Origin of the sequence: Ruegeria arenilitoris, from assembly GCF_013035425.1 — a bacterium.
Classification (GTDB): Bacteria; Pseudomonadota; Alphaproteobacteria; order Rhodobacterales; family Rhodobacteraceae; genus Ruegeria; species Ruegeria arenilitoris_A.
Genome location: NZ_WQHX01000001.1, coordinates 113,634 through 131,692, shown reverse-complemented (window position 1 = coordinate 131,692; position 18,059 = coordinate 113,634). Strand labels below are relative to the sequence as shown.

The 18,059-nt window shown below is 53.1% G+C and carries 14 protein-coding genes; 10 read left to right on the top strand and 4 right to left on the bottom strand.

All coding sequences use genetic code 11. The annotated features are described in order from the left end of the window. Positions 1-65 precede the first annotated feature (65 nt). Positions 66-3,854, bottom strand: coding sequence for an efflux RND transporter permease subunit (locus tag GOV45_RS00630; protein ID WP_170472852.1), 3,789 nt, complete (start codon positions 3,852-3,854; stop codon positions 66-68). Further along, positions 3,851-5,080 (bottom strand): efflux RND transporter periplasmic adaptor subunit, encoded by a 1,230-nt coding sequence (locus tag GOV45_RS00625; protein ID WP_170472849.1) that lies wholly within the window; start codon positions 5,078-5,080, stop codon positions 3,851-3,853. The genes GOV45_RS00630 and GOV45_RS00625 overlap by 4 nt, the downstream gene beginning before the upstream one ends. Positions 5,081-5,306: 226 nt before the next feature. Here GOV45_RS00625 and GOV45_RS00620 point away from each other — a divergent pair, with 226 nt between their 5' ends. From GOV45_RS00620 to GOV45_RS00600, 5 genes are all read left to right on the top strand, one after another. Further along, positions 5,307-5,978, top strand: coding sequence for a hypothetical protein (locus tag GOV45_RS00620; protein ID WP_170472847.1), 672 nt, complete (start codon positions 5,307-5,309; stop codon positions 5,976-5,978). A 47-nt stretch (positions 5,979-6,025) separates the two neighbouring features. After that, positions 6,026-7,348: a PQQ-like beta-propeller repeat protein gene (locus GOV45_RS00615; RefSeq protein WP_170472844.1), complete on the top strand. Its 1,323-nt coding sequence runs from the start codon at positions 6,026-6,028 to the stop codon at positions 7,346-7,348. Positions 7,349-7,397: 49 nt separating this feature from the next. Continuing rightward, positions 7,398-8,861: a ribosome biogenesis GTPase Der gene (der, locus tag GOV45_RS00610; RefSeq protein ID WP_170472841.1), complete on the top strand. Its 1,464-nt coding sequence runs from the start codon at positions 7,398-7,400 to the stop codon at positions 8,859-8,861. Positions 8,862-9,018: 157 nt separating this feature from the next. After that, positions 9,019-10,005, top strand: a complete 987-nt coding sequence (locus GOV45_RS00605) for a fatty acid desaturase (protein WP_170472839.1) — start codon at positions 9,019-9,021, stop codon at positions 10,003-10,005. A 96-nt stretch (positions 10,006-10,101) separates the two neighbouring features. Next, positions 10,102-10,656 carry a helix-hairpin-helix domain-containing protein gene (locus GOV45_RS00600; RefSeq protein ID WP_170472835.1) on the top strand — a complete coding sequence of 185 codons (555 nt, stop codon included), beginning with the start codon at positions 10,102-10,104 and terminating at the stop codon, positions 10,654-10,656. A gap of 53 nt (positions 10,657-10,709) precedes the next feature. On the opposite strand, the gene serS is transcribed toward GOV45_RS00600, so the two are convergent. Then, a complete protein-coding gene (gene serS / locus GOV45_RS00595) occupies positions 10,710-12,002 on the bottom strand; it encodes a serine--tRNA ligase (RefSeq protein WP_170472833.1) in 1,293 nt (430 codons plus the stop codon). Between the two features lie 86 nt (positions 12,003-12,088). Beyond that, entirely contained in the window at positions 12,089-13,750 is a 1,662-nt protein-coding gene (locus GOV45_RS00590) for a mechanosensitive ion channel family protein (RefSeq protein WP_254447872.1), read from the bottom strand. A 202-nt stretch (positions 13,751-13,952) separates the two neighbouring features. Here GOV45_RS00590 and yajC point away from each other — a divergent pair, with 202 nt between their 5' ends. From yajC to GOV45_RS00565, 5 genes are read left to right on the top strand one after another with little or no spacing between them, the layout of a single operon-like run. Further along, positions 13,953-14,237, top strand: coding sequence for a preprotein translocase subunit YajC (gene yajC / locus GOV45_RS00585; protein ID WP_170472830.1), 285 nt, complete (start codon positions 13,953-13,955; stop codon positions 14,235-14,237). Between the two features lie 33 nt (positions 14,238-14,270). Beyond that, positions 14,271-15,932: a protein translocase subunit SecD gene (gene secD / locus GOV45_RS00580; RefSeq protein WP_170472827.1), complete on the top strand. Its 1,662-nt coding sequence runs from the start codon at positions 14,271-14,273 to the stop codon at positions 15,930-15,932. 1 nt (position 15,933) lies between these two features. After that, positions 15,934-16,902, top strand: a complete 969-nt coding sequence (secF, locus tag GOV45_RS00575; protein ID WP_170472824.1) for a protein translocase subunit SecF — start codon at positions 15,934-15,936, stop codon at positions 16,900-16,902. Further along, positions 16,889-17,641: a sulfite exporter TauE/SafE family protein gene (locus GOV45_RS00570; protein WP_170472821.1), complete on the top strand. Its 753-nt coding sequence runs from the start codon at positions 16,889-16,891 to the stop codon at positions 17,639-17,641. Before secF ends, GOV45_RS00570 begins: the two co-directional genes overlap by 14 nt. 9 nt (positions 17,642-17,650) lie before the next feature. Beyond that, positions 17,651-18,004 (top strand): Mth938-like domain-containing protein, encoded by a 354-nt coding sequence (locus tag GOV45_RS00565; protein ID WP_170472819.1) that lies wholly within the window; start codon positions 17,651-17,653, stop codon positions 18,002-18,004. Positions 18,005-18,059 lie beyond the last annotated feature (55 nt).

Below are 18,059 nucleotides of genomic sequence, written 5' to 3'. Positions count from 1 at the left end.
GTAAATTCGCAGGTTAAGCCTTACACGGCTATGCAAGAATCCAAACAAAACGCTGTCGCAATAGACTATTCAGCGGCCTTCAATGGTGTTGAAGGAGGATGGTCTGGATTGTCTTTATCTGTTCTTTGCGACTCGAAAATTACGTCGGCGTTGTCAGTCCAGACGACTTCGGTGGATTGCATCTGGCGCGCCGTGCGGCCAATTTTCATATCTTGCGCAATTTGACTGGACCGGCCCCCGGTCAGACCGGCCAATGCCTTGGCCAGCCAGACCGAGTAGGTGACAACCCAAACCCGAAGCGCAAGAAACGATGGCGTTACGATCAGAGTCAGCACGGTTGCCGTGCCCAGGCCGAAAACAACTGCTGTCGCAAGCTGCTTCCACCAAAGCGCAGTGGGGCTGTCGATTGAATATCCACCATTGATAAAGTCCAGAGACAAACCGAACATCATTGGCGTGAGGCCCGCCATAGTTGTCAAGGTTGTTAGCAAAACGGGTCGAATTCGCGCCTCGGCCGTTCGTACAATAGCCTCGATTCTGGGCATTTGGCGGCTGTATTCCTGATAAGTGTCAATCAGAACAATGTTGTTGTTCACCACAATCCCTGCAAGCGCCACAATACCTGTCCCGGTCATGATGATCGAAAAGGGCTGTTGCATCCACATCATTCCGATCAGCACACCGGTTGTGGAAAGCACGACGGCCAAAAGAACAAGAACAGAGTTGTAGAACGAATTGAATTGCGCCAGCAGAATTACGAACATTAGCCCCAACGCACCAGCAAACGCGTTGACCAGAAAGGCGCCCGATTCTTCTTGATCTTCCTGGTCTCCGGTCCATTCCCAACTTACCGTGTTGGTAAAGGGATCGGTGTTTAACCATTCGGTCAGAACCGCGATACGTTCATTCGGGTTGATCAGACCAAACTTGGCATCTCCGCTTTCAATGGCATTTTGCAGGTCATCGACACTTTCGGCGCCTGTTAGCTGCACAAGCTCAAAAGCCTTGCCTTCTGAGCTGGTCAAAACCGTTCCGGAAGGTTCTGCCCCTTCGGCGACCTCTTTCATTACGGCCAAACGTTGTTCCGCCCCATCTGAACCTTCGATGAACACTTTGCTCAAACCGGGTTCGACATCCGCTTTTACGTCATAGTAACGTTCCTGATTGACCCGGTCGATTACCGCGAGTTTGGCCACTGGCTTACGCGTGACAAAGTTCGAAAGAGGCACCAACCCATCCTGGGTTCGCACTTTTAGAGTATCCAAAGTTGATAACACTCGGTCTTCCTCGGGCAGGCGGACCCTTATTTCGATTTCCTCATCCGTGCTGTCAGGGCGCATTTCGCCCAACAGGATGCCGCGTGTCACCAATTGTACCATTGCACCAACGGTCGCAACATCGGCGCCAAAACGCCCGGCCTTGGCGACATCGACGTCGATTTGCCAGTCGATTCCGGGAAGCGGTAGGGTGTCTTCGACTTTGATCAGGCCGGGCATTGAATCAAACACCGAGCGTGCGTTTGACGCGGCTGTGGTCAGATCTTCCCAGCTGTCGCCTTTGATACGCAGATGTACCGGTTTGGCCGACGCGGGTCCCTGTTCTAAGGCCAAAATTTCGACCACGATACCCGGTAACTTGGCAAGTTCGGAACTCAACTCTTCCAGCACGAAATCGCCATCGAATTCAGGCGCAATAACCTGCCGTTCCAAACGTCCTCCAGCGACAGGTTCCGATACGGTGGGCCGATCCTCCCATGGTATGATCTCGAACTGAACTCGCCCTACCGTATCAGCCGGGGCTTGGGCACCGCCATTGTTTTGATCCAAACCGCCTTCGCCAGCAAAGGAAAAGACATTAATAACTGCGGGATGGGCGCTGATGACCTCTTCTGCCGCCAATACCATCGCGTCTTTTTCAGCCAGAGACAGGTTTCCCCGAGCGCGCACATACGCAGTGGCTTGTTCCGGTTCGTTTTCGACGAAAAACTCAACTCCGCGAGAGTTCTGTGGGAAAAGTACAAAAGCAATGTAGAAAACCATTGTGAACACCGCAGCTATAGCGACGATCGGCATTACCGGATTTCCAACCAGAAATTTGACGAAATAACCAAAAGGGGTGTGTTCTTTTGATGTTTGAACCTTCTCGTCGACCTTACGTTCAATTCGCGCCGCGCTGAGCGTAACCGAACCTGCAAAAGCTCCAAACAAAAATAGAACCGCTCCAACAATAGAGCCGCCGGGCAACAAATAGCTGGGGTTCAGCATCTGCATCGCGCCAAGGAAAATCAAATAAAGTGAAGGCGGGACCAATGCTGCGCGTACCCACCATCGAGTACGTGCCCTTAACCATTTCGACATACGGTCGAAAGTGCGGCTAAGGCGTCCGGAAACGCCGCCCATGACCGGAAGATAGATAAGCGCGACGATTAACGACGCCGAAAGTACGAAAATAAGCGTAACGGGCAACATCCCCATGAACTCGCCAGGAACACCGGGCCAAAACAGCATGGGAAGAAAGGCACAAAGTGTAGTGGCCGTTGACGACACGATCGGCCAAAACATCCGTTGAGCGGCCTGAACGTAGGCGTGCATGGGGCCAACGCCTTCTTTGATGCGTTTGTCAGCGTATTCGACAACAACGATGGCGCCATCTACCAACATTCCGACTGCCAGAATGAGACCGAACATCACGATATTGGAAATGCTGACACCCATTACGGCAAGAAATGCAAAACAAAGGAGGAATGATGTCGGAATGGCAAATCCAACCAAAAGCGCGGCACGCGTTCCTAATGACGCAAGCACTACGATCATCACCAAAGCGATCGCAGTCAGAACAGATCCTTCCAGCTGACTGACCATTGATCCAACGATACGGCTCTGGTCGTTAGAAGTTCCGGCATCGACGGCCGCCTGCAATTCAGGTGGCCATTTAGTCTGGGCTGCCTCAATAGTCTGTTTCACCTGTTCAACTGTGTCGATCAGGTTGAATCCCTTGCGTTTGACCACTTGCAAGGCCACGGTGGCTTCGCCATTGAAGCGGGCAGTACCCGAGCGGTCTTCGAAGGTGTAATTGATTTCGGCCAACTCACCCAGAGTTACGACGCGGTCGCCGTTAACTTTGACGGGCAGTTCGTACACATCCCGTGCGGTTTTGAACGAGGACGGAATTTTAACCGAGAATGTGCCTTGCGCCGTTTCTACTTCGCCTGCCGCAATCAATTGGTTGTTGTTGCGCACGACGTCGATCAATTCGGCCGCTGTAACGTTATAGGATTCGAGTCGAAGTGGATCGATGATTACTTCCAGCAACTCGTCGCGATTACCCGCTATTCCAGCTTCAAGCACAGAATCCAATGCTTCAAGTTCATCCTGCAAGTCTTTGGCAATGCGGGCCATTGTGCGTTCAGGTACAGCGCCCGTCAAGTTCACGATGACTATCGGGAATTCCGAAAAGTTGATTTCGAACAGTGAATATTGTTCAGCGCCATCGGGAAACTCGGCCTGTGCGCTGTTCATTGCATCACGCACATCGGCGGTTATGGCTGTCTTGTCCCAGCCGAAGTCAAATTCCAGCCCGATGCCGGCATAGCCTTCAGCAGCGGTGGCGGTCATTTCCTTTAGGCCATCCAAATCCGCCAGTTCGGTTTCCATTGGTTTGACCAAAAGGTTTTCGGAATCCTCCGCCGAGATTCCAGGGAACGACACTGAAACGAACAGGGCGGGGATTTCGATGTCCGGCTCGCCTTCTTTCGGCAAGCTGACATAGGCGAACCCCCCCACAACAAGTGAGATCGCAATGAACGCCAGAACCATTCTGGCGCGGCCAGCGGCCCAACTGACGATACCCGTCATTGCGATTCTTCCATGTAAGTCGGCGCCACGGCCACACCGCTTGTCACAAATTCCTGCCCTACAACAATCACATCAGTTGTTTCTGGAAGGCCACCGATCCATACGCCTTCGGACGTGTCGCGCAGCAACTCGATCGGCATGAAATCGACGATGTTTCCCGCCCCGACTGTACGCACACCCAACTGGCCGTCATTGTTGAGTGTAAGAGCAGATTGCGGTAGCAAGTGAGCTTTGACGCCTTCCGCTGCAATCTGAATTTCTGCGGTTTGGCCGTCTCGAATCAACAGTTCGGGGTTGGGTACGGTTACTTCCACCTCAAATGTGCGAGTTGTTTCGTCTGCCGAACGACTTAAGAAAGTTACACGACCTTCAACCTGAAGCCCTGTAACCAGTTTGGCCGAGGCCAAGGACCCTACAATAATGCGATTCACTTCGGTTTCCGGAACAAAACCGACCAGTTTTATCGGATCAAGCTGTATAACAGTCGCGCACAGTGATCCGGGTTGCATCAAACTCCCTAGTTCTGCGGTATCGCTTTCCAGCAAACCTTTGAACGGAGCCTCGATGGTAAGCCTGTCCATTTCGCGACGGGCTGCGGCGACTTCAGCTACGGCTGCCTCGATACCCGCTTGAGTGGCTTCCAATCCTGCTTCAGCAGATTTCACGCCGGCTTCGGCGCTGCTCATAGCGGCCTCGCTGGAAATTCGGCGTGTTTCTGATCCAAATCCACTTTCAGATAGTCGGCTGGCTGCTTTCAGATTGATTTCGGCTTCGGCGACCAGAGCGTGAGCTTCTTCCAAACGAGCCTCAGCCTCGGGTATTCGGCTTTCTGCTTCAAGTTTTCCTGCCATCGCTTCGGCCAGACCCGCAGGACGTGTGCCGGGGTCAAGTTCGCAAAGAAGATCACCCGCTTCGACAAATGCGCCTTTGCGCATCGGTTCGGAGACCACTGTCGACGTAGTTTCTGCCAAAACTTCAACCTGACGGTTCGCTTTTGTTTGTCCCCGCAAGAGCACGGCACTGCCTATCTCGCGTGCGGTCGATCGGAGTGCGACGACTCCAACAGCGTTTTCGGCGACGACAGAACCCTGTTCAACGGAATCTTCGGCCGATGCGGATTGATCTTCGCCACGACCAGCGAACGCAAACAGTTCATCCCGTTGAAAAACCAGGAAATACAATGCGACGGTGACCAAAACCGCGTTGATCAGGGAAATCAACCGCATACAAAGCCTCTCTACCAATACCTTGGCCAAACTGAACCTTGGCGCACATGCTTTGAAATGGGGCCGAACCCCATGCATGTCCATACTGAACTGAATAGTTCGGTTCACTTTTTTAGGCAAGAGGCGCCAGTATATCACAGAATGTGTGAATTCGGGCACTTGGCTTGGCCGTGGCGGCGGGGTATGACATGGCGCCAGAAAGCTGAATACAACGCCCGGAGGCAGGATGAGCGACGCCGATAGTTTTATTGATGAAGTCACCGAAGAGGTACGACGCGACCGCATGTACCTGCTTCTGCGTCGTTGGGGATGGATCGGGGTAGTTGCTGTAGTCGCGATCGTTGGCGGCGCAGCGTTCAACGAATACCGCAAGGCCCGCGAAACCGGCCAAGCCAAGGCACTGGGCGACGCAATCCTTTCCGCGCTGGCCGAGAACGGGTCGACCGAGCGCGCTGAACGTCTAAGCCAGATTGATGCTGAATCAGCTGGCGGGGACGCGGTTCTGAACATGCTTTCATCCGCATCACAATTCGAGGCGGGTTCCGAAGCTGAGGCTGTCGAAAAGTTAAATGCTATCGCGGTTCAGGGCGATCTGCCGGAGATTTATCGCGCTATCGCCAGTTTCAAAGCGTTGTTACTGCAAACTGATTCTTTGCCGGCCGCTGATCGGCGTCAGCAATTTGAGGCCCTGGCAGCACCTGGTGCACCTTTGCGGCTGCTGGCCGAAGAGCAGCTCGCTCTTATCGAGATTTCAGAGGGAGAGATACAGGCCGCGATTGAACGCCTGCAGGCTCTTCGCCAGGACGCAGAGGCCAGCTTTGACCTTCAACAACGTGCTGGTCAGCTGATTGTGGCACTCGGCGGTGAGCCGGAACCACTTGTGGCGCAGCAAGGTTGATTCTTCGGGTCGGCAAAACGGGATGTGACAGGCTGGTGCAAGAGATCATGGCAGCAAAATATATTTCTCATTTTGGACTAGTGGTTTCTGCGCTGACCCTAATGACTCTCAGCGCCTGTCAGGAGCCTGAGGTTATTTTACCTGGCGAGCGTGAAGACATTCGTCCTGCGATAGACAATGAAACAGTTGAGACGCGGGGATCAAAACCGATCAGTTTGCCCGGGCAGTCTGCGAATGCCAGCTGGCCGCAAAGCCCAGGTACAGCTGCATTTCGGACAACAAATGCCGCTCTTCGCGCTACGCCTCAGCGGATTTGGTCAACCTCGATCGGAGCGGGCGACGCGCGCAAACAGCGCATAACTGCTGATCCGGTTGTTGCTGGGGGATTGATTTACACGCTCGATGCAGCGGCAACAGTTTCAGCTGTTACTCCTCAGGGGGCAGTCGCGTGGAGCACTAATGTTATCCCTGCCACCGAAAAAGAAATTGATGCGACCGGCGGTGGCATAGCATATGCGAACGGGGTTCTATACGTCTCGTCCGGATTTGGTCGGCTGACGGCTTTGGATGCCAAAACTGGAGTTCAGCGTTGGCAAAAGCGTTTGAATGCTACAGGCAGTGGTGCGCCATTGGTTAGCGACGGGCTGCTGTATCTTGTTGCTGGTGACGATACTGGTTGGGCAGTCAACACCAAGGATGGGCGCATTGCTTGGCAGGTTCAAGGCACTCCAAGTGTTGGCAACGTGCTTGGGGCTCCAGCTCCGGTTGTGACCTCGGACTTAGCGGTTTTCGCATTTGGGTCCGGCGATGTCGCGGCGACCTTTCGCAAAGGAGGTATCCGGCGCTGGAACGCTTCTGTTGCCGGTGGACGTCGCGGGCGCGCTGCTGCGCGTGTCGTAGACGTAACCGGAGGTCCCATGGTCTCAGGCGGCACGATCTATATCGGAAACCATTCTGGTCGCACTGTCGCCTTTGATGCCGCCACGGGTGAGCGCCGCTGGACCGCGCCTGAAGGCGCAGTTGATACGGTCTGGCCTGCAGGTAACAGCGTCTTTCTGATCAGCGATCGCAGTCAGTTGGTCCGCCTGGATGCTTCTGACGGATCGATAGTCTGGGCCCAAGACCTGCCAGGTTTTGTCAAGGACAGGCCAGGGCGTCGGGGACCAATCTTTGCCCATTACGGCCCAATTGTTGCCGGAGGCCGAGTTGTTGTCGCCTCAAATGACGGATTCTTGCGCTTTTTTAGCCCGGTCGATGGGTCGCGGGTGCACCAAGTCGAGGTTCCGAACGGCGCGACTACCGCCCCTGTCGTAGCAGGGCAAACGCTATACGTCGTTTCGACCAAGGGCGAACTGCACGCTTTCCGTTGACGGAAAGATGCGCTAAAGGGCGCTTCTTGAGTTTTGAAAGTTGAGTATCATGTCGCTGACCCTCGCAATTGTGGGGCGCCCCAATGTGGGTAAATCCACTCTGTTCAATCGCCTTGTCGGCAAACGATTGGCCTTGGTTGACGATCAACCGGGGGTAACGCGGGACCTGCGTGAAGGCGAAGGTCGGCTGGGCGATCTTCGATTTACTGTGATCGACACCGCAGGTCTTGAGGACGCGACGGACGACAGTTTGCAAGGGCGGATGCGTCGCCTGACTGAACGCGCAGTTGATATGGCAGACGTTTGCCTGTTCATGATCGATGCGCGAACCGGCCTTACTCCAACTGATGAGATGTTTGCTGAAATCCTGCGAAAACGGGCAAAACATGTGATCTTAGCAGCCAATAAGGCTGAGGGTTCCGCGGCGGAAGCTGGTGTGCTTGAAGCTTATAATTTGGGCCTCGGCGAGCCTGTACGGATGTCGGGCGAACATGGCGAAGGGATGACGGACCTATATGCGCAGCTAATGCCATTGGCCGACGCAGCAGAAGCGCAACAAACAAACGATGCGCCAGCGACCGACATAGAATTGAATGAAGAGGGCGAGGGCGAAGAGCCCATTATATCTGATGCGAAACCGCTTCAGGTGGCGGTTGTAGGGCGTCCCAATGCTGGAAAATCCACTCTGATCAACAAGATAATTGGCGAAGATCGTCTGTTGACCGGTCCCGAGGCCGGCATTACCCGAGATGCAATTAGCCTGAGGGTCGATTGGGCCGGGCCTGACGGTGACAGCACTCCAATGCGGATATTTGATACCGCTGGCATGCGCAAAAAGGCCAAGGTTCAGGAAAAACTTGAAAAGCTATCAGTCTCTGACGGCCTGAGAGCAGTGAAATTTGCCGAAGTCGTCGTAGTGCTATTGGATGCAGCCATTCCATTTGAACAGCAGGATCTGCGGATCGCTGATCTTGCCGAGCGGGAAGGCCGCGCCGTGGTTGTCGCTGTCAACAAATGGGATATTGAAGACGAAAAGCAGCAAAAACTGCGCGACTTGAAAGAATCGTTTGAACGACTGCTTCCCCAGTTGCGAGGCGCACCGCTGATTACGGTTTCAGCCAAAACAGGACGGGGGTTAGAGCGTCTTCGCGTAGCTATCTTAAAGGCACACGAAGTTTGGAACCGCCGAGTGCCAACCGCCGCCTTGAACCGTTGGTTGACGGCTATGTTGGAACAACACCCGCCTCCAGCGCCTCAAGGTCGCAGAATCAAACTGCGCTATATGACCCAGGCCAAGACGCGCCCGCCAGGATTTGTCGTTATGTGCTCGCATCCTGACAAAATGCCGGACAGCTATTCGCGTTATCTGATTAACGGCCTGCGCGAGGACTTTGACATGCCGGGGACCCCAATTCGCCTGACATTACGCGGGCAAGGTGACAAGAACCCCTACAAAGGGCGCCGAAAAAAGAACGCTGGTGCATTGGCTAAACATCTTAAGGGCAGGGCATAACCCTGCCCAATTCTTACATTTTCAAGTTGAAGGCGTGACAGCCCAGCTGCGGCGCATTAGCATTTGATTGCGAGAATTTGTTCTCGTACCATGATTTGCGGGAATTCCGCCTTAGCTTTGAATTAGATTTCGGCCGGGCATCGTGGGAGCGGTCTTGATGGATTTGAGGGAATACACGCGGCAATACGCGGTGCAGGACAACCGGTTGGCCGCGCTAAGCTATTTCGGGACTTTTGCGGTTTATTTCGCGTCGCTGGCTTTGGCGATTGTTTATGTCGAAAAATGGTATGTCATGGTCCCGGCCGGTGTAGTTTTTGCGTTTTCTGCCGTTCGACTTTATGTACTGCAGCACGACTGCGGCCACCATTCGTTGTTTGAAACGAGACAGCAGAATGAATGGGCGGGCCATGGCCTTTCACCTTTCACCTTTGCACCGTTTGAGGTGATGAAACAGAACCATAACCTGCATCATGCTGGCATTGGCAATCTCGATCACCGGGAGACTGGTGAAATCCACACAATGACCCTGCGGGAATGGAACGCGGCCGACTGGAAAACACGTTTGTTTTATCGTCTGTATAGAAACCCGTTCATTCTGGTTCCTGCTGGCGCGTTGTTTACTTATTTCATCCGCTATCGTTGGCCCAAGAATACCATGCGTTTTGGCGCTAAAGGCGTGCTTTTGCACAACGTTTCTATCGTTGTCTTCCTTGGGCTTTTATACCTTGTTTCAGGTACCACGGGGATCTTAGTCTGGCTGGTATTTTCGTTTCTGGGCGGTATGTTGGGCGTCTTTCTTGTTTATCTTCAGCATAATTTTGAAGACACTTATTGGGATCGGCGACCGGATTTGGATCCGCAATTGGCTGCCTTGCAAGGGTCATCAGCGTTGGATTTTGGCTGGTGGTTCGACAATGCCGTCGCGTGTATCACCCTACACGACATTCACCATTTCAATGCGCGCATTCCATCTTATCGGTTACGAGCTTGCCACTACAACCTACCGCCAGAATTTACGCCCCGCCGGATCAAGTTCCCCGAGGCCGTTGCTGCCTTGAACCTAAAACTATGGGATGAAGAAACGAACAGGTTGGTCCCATTCCCGGGGAAAATATCGGGTTCGCAAGTTATACAAAATGGTTGAGAATACGTTGGGCTTTGCTTAGGTAGTGCGCTCTTGTTAAAATGTATATTTAAAGTATATACATAAATCTGCAGGGAGAGAAAGAAAGGACCTCAAATGACCGCTGTTACCGAAGTGCGAGGCGTAGGACCCGCTCTGGCGCAAGCTCTGAGCGCGAATGGCTTCAAAACTGCCGAAGACTTGGCAAAGGCCAAGCCTGAAGACTTGCTGAAAGTCCCACGCATCGGTGCTTCGCGCGCTCCGATACTGATAGCTGCCGCAAAACAGGCCGCTGCGTCAAAACCCGCAGCTAAGGCTCCTGCCCGCCGTGCGCCGGCTCGCAAAACGACGACCCGGAAACCGTCGACGCGACCGACAGCTGCACGCTCGACTGCCGCCGCTAAAAAGGCGGAATCTGAGCGCAAAGCGGCCGAGGAACGCGCGGCTGCAGAGTTGGCGGCAGCAGAGGCTAAGGCCAAGAAAAAGGCCAAAGCAAAAGCCAAGGCAGAAAAAGCCGCAAAAAAGAAGTCTGAGATGGAAGCCGCCTTTAAAAAGGCCAAGGAAAAGGTCAAGAAAAAGTCCAAAAAGGACAAGAAATCAAAAAAGGATGAAAAGAAAAAGTCTGACAAAAAATCAGACAAAAAGTCCGGCAAGAAAAAAGCGAAGAAGTAGTTCTTCTCCGCGTTTTTACTCCAAAACCAGCGCGTCGCAAATGCGCTGGTTTTCTATGACAGCGAACCGTTATTCAAAAGCGTCAGCTTACCGCCGAGATAGGGCGCAAGGACGTCAGGAAGGGTGACGGTGCCGTCTGAGTTTTGACCGTTTTCCAAAACGGCAATCAAGCAACGACCGACCGCGAGGCCCGATCCATTTAGTGTATGGACGTATTCTGGCTTACCGCCTCCCTCGGGACGGAAGCGAGCATTCATGCGACGTGCTTGAAAATCTCCGGTGGTCGAAACCGAACTGATCTCGCGATAGGTACCCTGGCCGGGCAGCCAAGCTTCGATATCAAAGGTGCGGCGTGCACCAAATCCCATATCCCCAGTGCACAAAACGACCGTACGGTACGGAATACCCAATTGTTCCAGAATGCCTTCGGCACAGCGCAACATGCGCTTTTGTTCGTCATCCGATTTCTCGGGATGTGTGATAGAGACCATTTCGACCTTTTCGAACTGGTGCTGTCGCAACATTCCGGCGGTGTCCTTTCCAGCGCTGCCTGCCTCGGAACGAAAACAGACCGTATGAGCCGTCATGCGAATGGGCAAGTCGCGTTCCTCAAGAATGTCGCCTGAAACAGAGTATGTCAGGGTGACCTCTGACGTAGGGATCAACCACCAGCCGTTGGTCGTCTGATAGCTGTCTTCACCAAATTTCGGTAATTTGTCAGTGCCGTACATGGCCTCATCGCGAACCAGCACCGGCGTTTGCATTTCGGTAAGGCCGTTTTTGTCAATGTGCGTGTCCAGCATGAATTGGGCCAACGCGCGATGGACGCGTGCCACGCCTTTGGACAGGTTTACAAACCGGCTGCCGCTGGTTTTGGCAGCTGTTTCAAAGTCCATTGCCGCTGCAACTGAAGGGATTTCATAGTGCTCTTTGGGTGTGAAATCGAATGTACGCGGGGTGCCCCAGCGGTTGACCTCGACATTGTCATCTTCGTCCGCACCTTCCGGCACGTCATCAGCAGGCAAGTTGGCGATGCGCGCCAGTTGATCGACCAGCAATGCGTCGAGATCCTTGGCCTCGGTTTGCATCTGGGCAACTTCGGCCTTTTTCTCCGCGACCAACGTGCGCAGGCGTTCGAATTCGGCTTCATCACCTCGGCCTTTGGCAGCGCCAACCTCTTTACTGGCTTTGTTCTGATCGGCCTGAGCAGTTTCTGCTGCCAGTATCTTAGCCCGCCGACTTTCATCGAGCCGCAGTAGGTCTGACGACATAGGCGCATCCCCGCGGCGCGCTAAAGCGGTGTCGAATGCGGCTGGGTTTTCGCGAATTGCCCGGATGTCGTGCATTGGTTAGATCCTTGATGCGTGAATCACTGCTGCTGCTTATGCACCAAATGGTGGGCAGGGTGTAGCACCGTCACGGCAATTCTTGCTTACTTCTCAGCTTCCTCGCGGCCCTTGTGGACCAGGTGACCGTCCCACTCGTCTGTTGGAATCTTCGGTTCTTGCGGATCTGCAATATAGGATGGTGTCATGATCTGAACATTATTTTCATTGAAAACGGCTACGATATTGCGATGCAGGTCCGATTTGATTTTCGGAATAATACTGCCACGAGTAGTGTACCCGTTTATCTGATAGTTGATCGCGTAGTCGGCCAAAGCTGTCCATAACACAAACGGTTCCGGTTTGGCCTTGATCCCCTTGGTACGGTTTGCGGCTTCGACCAACATGGCTTCGACTTTTTCAGGCTGCTCTTCATAACCTATCCCGACAGTTGTGTGGAGCAAAAGGCCGTTACCGTCCGTCTTTTTCGAGAAATTGACGACATCTGAATTCATTAGCTGCGCATTGGGAATCGAAATCAGTTCATTCTTGATCGATTTCAGATGGGTTTCCATCAACTTGATCTGCACAACGTCGCCAATGTGATCTCCTATTTGAATTCGGTCTCCTATCGATGTTGAGCGGCGATAAATAACGAATAACCCGGCAAGCATATTTGAAACGACCGAGTTTGCGCCCAACGAAAGCATCGCGCCAACCAAGATCGTCAATCCCTGAAAAGCGGCAGAGTCCGAGCCGGGAATATAGGGAACAGCAAAAACTAACGCGATTAAAATCACCACAACTCGGGTGATGTTAAAAGTCGGATTTATCCAATGTTTTTCAAAGTCACCTAGGTCAAAAGTCCCGGCTTCGACTGTGTCAAAGAACACGCGCAAGCCTCTGATAATATACAATGTTACCCAAGTGATAAGTGCCAACATGATCAGGTTGGGAACATAGCTGATGATACCTTTTACGATTTGCAGAACCGGTTCTGTCAGATAGGTCAGCAAAAGCTGTGCAAAGTACCTGGTTTCAGCGAAGGCCAGCAGAATGAACGACAGGTAGTAATAGAATCCGAAAAAGAAAATCGCCAGTAAAACGAAGTTCAGACCATATCGGATCAGTGCGGCCATTGCTTCGGCCTGTACCGTTTCGGCTGTCGCTGTTTCGACGTCTTTTAAATAGCGTCGAACAAAACGTAGGGTGCGTCGTTTAATCCGACGGTGGAGCCATAGGATTGCCACTACGAATAAGGCAAAACCGATCGTCCATCCAATAGCTTCGATAGCGCCAGATACGCGCGCCTTTTCAGTTCTGTTGGCGCGATACGCCTCAATAGATTCTTTGATAGCATTGCCGTGTAATATGCTGAGAACACTGAGTTCCATCTGGTCCAGGTCTGAGTCGGCGTCGGTCACGATCGACACATTGACGCCATCCACTAGGATCCAGATGCCGAGCTCGGTTTCGTCGTAAGTAATATTTACCGTTGCTGCATCAGAGGCTTCGGCTACTTCTATGATTTTTTGCTGAACGCCCTCTGCGCGTTCGGACGCTGGTAGGGCGCTTGATCCGCGTAGTTGAAAAAGGATTTCCCCATCAATAATGACCGGAGCCATAAAATCGTTCAGCTCGGTCGCTTCGGCTTCGTCGGTTACCACGGGTGTTTCCTGCGCCGAAACCGGTGCGCACAGCCATAAAACCAAAGCGATCAAAGTCAGGAAATTTGATAGTAAAACGAAAGGTTTGATCGACTTTGGCATTGGTCCCCCCATGCAAAGACTATACCTAAGTTCGCGGACGTGCCTAGGACATATCTGCAACGGTTTGCGGTATCCTGTGGTATTGTGGGGTGGTCTTGTTAAAACGCTATGCCGCCTTTGCTTGCAAACAGCCCATTCAAAGCATAGGTTCCCGCCAAATTTGCGGAGAGGGTTCCGCATCGTCTGAACAAAGGAATATCCCATGGAAGGTGGCGCAATCGCCCAGTTTCTCCCGCTGATCCTGATTTTCGGCATAATGTACTTTCTGCTGATCCGGCCGCAGCAGAAGAAAATCAAGGAGCACAAGGCGATGGTTGATGCCTTGCGTCGTGGAGATCAGATCGTGACCCAAGGAGGTTTGATCGGCAAGGTCGCCAAGGTCAAAGATGATGGAGAGCTTGAGGTCGAGATTGCCGAGGGTGTAAAGGTGCGCGTGGTCCAATCAACTGTAGCGCAGGTGCTGAACAAGACAGAACCGGCAAAATAACTTCGCGCGATAAATCCTTAAAAAGGCAGGGTAATGCTGCAAATTGATACCTGGAAGCGGGTTCTGATCTGGCTGGTTTGTGTAATCGGCTTGATATTGGCCTTGCCAAATGCGTTTTACACCCGCGTCGAACAATCAAACGACGCAAAGACAGCGATCGACCTTGGCGTCGATACGCCTGAGATGCAGGCCGAAGCTGCGCTATGGCCGAATTGGATGCCTTCATCGCTGGTCAATCTGGGCTTGGATTTGCGCGGCGGTGCGCATTTGCTTGCCGAAGTCCAGGTGGGTGATGTTTACGAATCCCGAATGGATTCAATGTGGCCCGACATTAGGGATGCTCTGCGCGAGGAGCGCGCAACCGTGGGAACGATCCGCAAACAACCATCTGCCCCGGACGAGATTCGCGTACGTATCAGCCAGCCCGATGGAATGCCACGCGCTCTGGAAGTCGTGCGCGGACTTGCTCGGCAAGTTCAGACGCTTACGGGGGTTGGCGCGACCGATATTGAAGCCCGCGCCGAGGGCGACATTGTCGTCGTGCAGCTGTCCGAAGCTGAACGACTTGCTTCGGATGACCGAACCGTGCGTCAATCGCTTGAGATTGTGCGCCGCCGGATCGATGAGGTCGGAACACGTGAACCGACCATCCAACGCCAAGGGGCTGATCGAATTCTTATCCAAGTGCCGGGCATTGGCAGCGCGGGTGAGCTAAAGGAGATCATCGGAACCACCGCGCAGTTGACGTTCAACCCGGTGGTGGGACCCGCAAACAGTCTGGAAGATACTGTAAGTCCCGGGGAAAAGGTCGTTCCATCGTTGGACGAGGAGGGACGTTTTTACGTAATCGATGCTGCACCTGTCGTTACCGGCGAAGAACTTGTAGACGCGCAACCGTCATTCGACCAAAACGGCCGACCCGCGGTAAGCTTCCGCTTCAATACGTCCGGAGCACGCAAGTTCGGCGACTATACTCTAGAAAACATCGGTGCCCCCTTTGCAATCGTACTGGATGAAGAGGTGATTTCAGCCCCGGTGATCCAAAGCCATATTCCGGGCGGCTCGGGTATCATCACCGGAAACTTTACGGTCGAGGAAAGCACAAACTTGGCAGTTCTGTTACGGGCAGGCGCTTTGCCAGCCGGATTAGAGTTTCTTGAAGAGCGCACAATTGGCCCCGAACTGGGGCAGGACAGCATAGATGCGGGCAAGGTGGCCACCGTTGTGGCATTTGTTGCCGTTCTGGTTTTCATGGCGCTTAGCTATGGCTTATTCGGTATCTTTGCCAACATAGCGTTGATCATCAACGTCGGCTTGCTCTTTGGTTTATTGTCTCTGATAGGGGCGACACTGACCCTTCCCGGTATTGCAGGTATCGTTTTGACGGTTGGTATGGCGGTGGATGCAAATGTCCTCATCTTTGAACGCATCCGAGAAGAGTTGAAGTCCGCCAAAGGTCCAGCACGTGCCATCGAGTTGGGTTATGAAAAGGCTTTGTCTGCAATTCTGGACGCGAACGTAACGACTTTTATCACGGCTGTGATCCTGTTTGCGATGGGCAGTGGTCCGGTGCGTGGGTTCTCAATAACTCTTGGATTGGGCATTCTGACTTCGGTCTTTACGGCGATATTTGTAACCCGCCTGATGATCGTAATGTGGTTCGAACGGCGCCGTCCGAAAATGATCGAGGTTTGACATGAGACTGAAACTCGTACCCCAAAATACCTCGTTCGATTTCTTTAGCCGCTGGAAAATCTGGCTGGGCATATCGGGCCTGATGATGGTCATTGCGTTTACATCTTTCCTTCTACAGGGGCTGAATTTTGGTATCGATTTCCGGGGCGGCACAACCATCCGGACGCAAAGCGCCGAGGAAGTTAATGTCGGCGTTTACCGCGAGGCAATTGCTCCGTTGGAACTTGGCGACGTAACGATTACTGAAATTTTCGACCCGACTTTTGGGCCGGATGAAAATGTGGCCATGATCCGGATTCAGGCGCAAGCGGATGCGGAGGCGGTTTCAGCAGCCATTGTAACTGCGGTTGAAGAGGCGCTGAGGGGGGCAGTGCCGGACGTACAATTCGTATCTGTTGAATCCGTCGGCCCCAAGGTATCAGGCGAATTGATCCAAACAGCCGTCATTGCCGTGGCATTGGCTATCGCGGCGGTGCTTGTTTACATCTGGCTACGCTTTGAATGGCAATTTGCGCTGGGCGCGGTTGCAGCCTTGGTGCATGACGTGATCTTGACCATCGGTATCTTTTCCGAACTGCAGATACGTTTCGACCTCGCAATTATCGCCGCGCTGCTGACCATTGTTGGATACTCGCTCAACGATACCGTGGTCGTGTTCGACCGTGTTCGTGAAAACCTGCGAAAATACAAAAAGAAGGACCTCAAAGAGGTTCTGAACATCTCGATAAACGAAACGCTGAGTCGGACGGTTATGACGTCGGTAACTACGCTGCTGGCTTTGATTTCGCTGTACGTATTGGGTGGTGATGTGATCCGTGGGTTTGTTTTTGCGATGATCTGGGGCGTGATTGTGGGCACCTATTCGTCGGTATTCGTCGCTTCGACCATCTTGTTGTGGCTGGGCGTTAAGCGCGACTGGTCCAAACCGTCGAACACGGCAGGCAACCAGTTCGCGAATGTCGACGCCTGACTTTCTCGGCCAGTCCCCCGGTGGGCTGGCTATTCTACTAATTGCAGCATTTATGGCCGGCATTGTGCGGGGGTTTTCTGGCTTTGGCACGGCGCTTGTCTTTTTACCCCTCGCGGCCCCGCTTCTCGGTCCGTTTGGCGCGTTGCTTGCTTTAACGATTATGGACGTCTTTGGCCCTTTACCCAATCTTCGCCGCGCGTGGAAAGTTGTCGATAAGGGTGATTTGGCGCGGCTGCTGCTCGGCTGCGCAGCGGTGTTGCCGTTAGGGCTTTGGCTGCTGACTAGGGTCGAACCCGAAGTATTTCGCTATGCCGTATGTTTTCTGTCGCTATCTATGTTGGTGATCCTGACGCTTGGTCTGCGGTTCACAGGTCGGGTTGGGCGTACAATGGTGGCGGCTATTGGTGGCGCTGCAGGTTTGTTGGGCGGTGTGGCTGGATTGCCGGGTCCGGCCGTGATTTTGTTCTATATGTCCCGTCCTTTACCAGTTGAAGTAATACGCGCGACCATCCTGCTGTTTCTATTCGGGTTCGATTTCCTTCTTTTCGGATATTTGTCCGGTATGGGCCGCGTCTCCTCGCATGTCTTTTTGTTAGGGTTGGTTTTGGCAGTCCCGAACCTGTTGGGGAATTGGTTAGGCGGCAGGATGTTCAATCCGGAAAAAGAAAAGCTTTATAGAATGGCAGCGTACGTAGTCATTGCGTTTACCGCCTTGTTCGGTCTGCCGCTTTGGGGCTAGAAGACTTGCATGCGTCTCAATGAAATCATCTATAACAACGCAACCCCGGTTGACGGTTACGGACATGGCTTCTTCCGAATAGGCGGCCAGGTCCACGAGGGATCAATTTTGACCAGCGCTGAGGGCACTATAGGTTGGGGTGGTTATTCTGACATGGACCCGCTGCTGGCCCTTTCCGAAATTGTAGACGTTTTACTGATAGGAACAGGGGCAGAGTTGACGCATATTCCTGCTGACTTGCGCCATGCGTTGGAAACCGCTGGCATAGGAGTCGAGATCATGAACTCGCCAGCTGCCTGTCGAACATACAACGTACTACTATCCGAAGGACGTCGCATCGCGCTGGCCTTGATCCCGACATGACTGAACGTCTTTGTTCGCCGTTAAGAATTGTAGATTTTGTTTGGGTCAAAAATCA

Excerpts from the sequence above, each read along its gene's own strand:
- GOV45_RS00630 (WP_170472852.1), bottom strand. The coding sequence starts at position 3,854 with ATGACGGGTATCGTCAGTTGGGCCGCTGGCCGCGCCAGAATGGTTCTG.
- GOV45_RS00625 (WP_170472849.1), bottom strand. The coding sequence starts at position 5,080 with ATGCGGTTGATTTCCCTGATCAACGCGGTTTTGGTCACCGTCGCATTG.
- GOV45_RS00620 (WP_170472847.1), top strand. The coding sequence starts at position 5,307 with ATGAGCGACGCCGATAGTTTTATTGATGAAGTCACCGAAGAGGTACGA.
- GOV45_RS00615 (WP_170472844.1), top strand. The coding sequence starts at position 6,026 with ATGGCAGCAAAATATATTTCTCATTTTGGACTAGTGGTTTCTGCGCTG.
- der (WP_170472841.1), top strand. The coding sequence starts at position 7,398 with ATGTCGCTGACCCTCGCAATTGTGGGGCGCCCCAATGTGGGTAAATCC.
- GOV45_RS00605 (WP_170472839.1), top strand. The coding sequence starts at position 9,019 with ATGGATTTGAGGGAATACACGCGGCAATACGCGGTGCAGGACAACCGG.
- GOV45_RS00600 (WP_170472835.1), top strand. The coding sequence starts at position 10,102 with ATGACCGCTGTTACCGAAGTGCGAGGCGTAGGACCCGCTCTGGCGCAA.
- serS (WP_170472833.1), bottom strand. The coding sequence starts at position 12,002 with ATGCACGACATCCGGGCAATTCGCGAAAACCCAGCCGCATTCGACACC.
- GOV45_RS00590 (WP_254447872.1), bottom strand. The coding sequence starts at position 13,750 with ATGCCAAAGTCGATCAAACCTTTCGTTTTACTATCAAATTTCCTGACT.
- yajC (WP_170472830.1), top strand. The coding sequence starts at position 13,953 with ATGGAAGGTGGCGCAATCGCCCAGTTTCTCCCGCTGATCCTGATTTTC.
- secD (WP_170472827.1), top strand. The coding sequence starts at position 14,271 with ATGCTGCAAATTGATACCTGGAAGCGGGTTCTGATCTGGCTGGTTTGT.
- secF (WP_170472824.1), top strand. The coding sequence starts at position 15,934 with ATGAGACTGAAACTCGTACCCCAAAATACCTCGTTCGATTTCTTTAGC.
- GOV45_RS00570 (WP_170472821.1), top strand. The coding sequence starts at position 16,889 with ATGTCGACGCCTGACTTTCTCGGCCAGTCCCCCGGTGGGCTGGCTATT.
- GOV45_RS00565 (WP_170472819.1), top strand. The coding sequence starts at position 17,651 with ATGCGTCTCAATGAAATCATCTATAACAACGCAACCCCGGTTGACGGT.